Source organism: Pseudomonas juntendi (genome assembly GCF_009932375.1).
GTDB lineage: Bacteria > Pseudomonadota > Gammaproteobacteria > Pseudomonadales > Pseudomonadaceae > Aquipseudomonas > Aquipseudomonas juntendi.
This window is the reverse complement of record NZ_BLJG01000388.1, coordinates 1-1,174: the sequence shown is the minus strand read 5'-3', so window position 1 is coordinate 1,174 and position 1,174 is coordinate 1. Positions and strand designations below refer to the sequence as shown.

2 protein-coding genes are annotated in these 1,174 nt (G+C 62.1%); both read left to right on the top strand.

The features are described 5' to 3' along the window. Positions 1 to 49 precede the first annotated feature (49 nt). The gene (gene mazG / locus GYA94_RS26245; RefSeq protein ID WP_161893414.1) at positions 50 to 883 is read left to right on the top strand and encodes a nucleoside triphosphate pyrophosphohydrolase; all 834 of its coding nucleotides are present in this window, start codon (positions 50 to 52) and stop codon (positions 881 to 883) included. Positions 884 to 909: 26 nt separating this feature from the next. After that, on the top strand, positions 910 to 1,174 hold a 265-nt coding region (locus GYA94_RS26240), incomplete at its 3' end, for a DUF2058 family protein (protein ID WP_161893413.1).

Here is a 1,174-nt window from a genome sequence, read left to right as displayed (position 1 = left end):
TGGCAGCGGGCAAGCCCGCGATAAAGCCACCACCGAAGGACCTGCCTGAATGACCTACACCCTCGAAGACCTGCTGCACCTCATGGCCCGCCTGCGCGACCCGCAGTACGGTTGCCCATGGGACTTGCAGCAGAACTACGCGAGCATCGTCCCGCATACCCTCGAAGAGGCCTACGAAGTCGCCGACACCATCGAGCGCGGTGACTTCGAGCACCTGCAGGGTGAGCTGGGCGACTTGCTGTTCCAGGTGGTCTACTACAGCCAGCTGGCCAGGGAGGAGGGGCGTTTCGAGTTCGATGGCGTGGTCGACAGCATCACCCGCAAGCTCATTCGGCGCCACCCGCATGTGTTCCCTACGGGTGAGCTGTATGCGCCGCTGGACACCCCCCGCTTGAGCGAGGCCCAGGTCAAGTCGCGCTGGGAAGAAATCAAGGCCCAGGAACGGGCGGAAAAAAGCCTGCCTGAGCAGTTGTCCCTGCTCGACGACGTACCCACGACCTTGCCGGCGCTTTCGCGGGCGGCCAAACTGCAAAAGCGTGCGGCCACGGTCGGCTTCGACTGGCCTGCGGCGCTCCCGGTGCTGGATAAAGTCCGCGAGGAGCTGGACGAAGTGCTGCAGGCCATGGCCGAGGGTGATGCCGATGCGCTCGAAGATGAGGTCGGTGACCTGCTGTTCGCGGCCGTGAACCTGGCGCGCCACCTCAAGCAAGACCCAGAACATGCCCTGCGCCGCGCCAATCGCAAGTTCGAGCGGCGTTTCCGCTTTATCGAACAGGCATTGCGCGACAGCGGTCGCCCTATTGAAGCGTGTAACCTTGACGAGCTGGACGCCCTGTGGGGTGAAGCCAAGCGTCAGGAAAAGAACCTGCCCAGCTGCGGCTGAGCTGTTGCATAAGTGAGTGAACATTCATGAGCCTTTCCCTTCGCGACCAATTGCTCAAAGCCGGTCTGGTCAACCAGAAACAGGTCTCGCAGACCAACAAAGCTGAAAAGAAACAGAAGCGCATGGAGCACAAAGGCCAGGTCGACGTCGACGACAGCCAGCAGCGTCTGGCCAAGGAAGCCATGGCCGAAAAGGTCAAGCGCGACCAGGAGCTGAACCGCCAGCAGCAGGAAAAGGCGGAGCAGAAGGCCCGTGCCGCACAGATCAAGCAACTGATCGAAGCCACGCGCC

Coding starts and splice junctions, on each gene's coding strand:
- mazG (WP_161893414.1), top strand. CDS start 50: ATGACCTACACCCTCGAAGACCTGCTGCACCTCATGGCCCGCCTGCGC.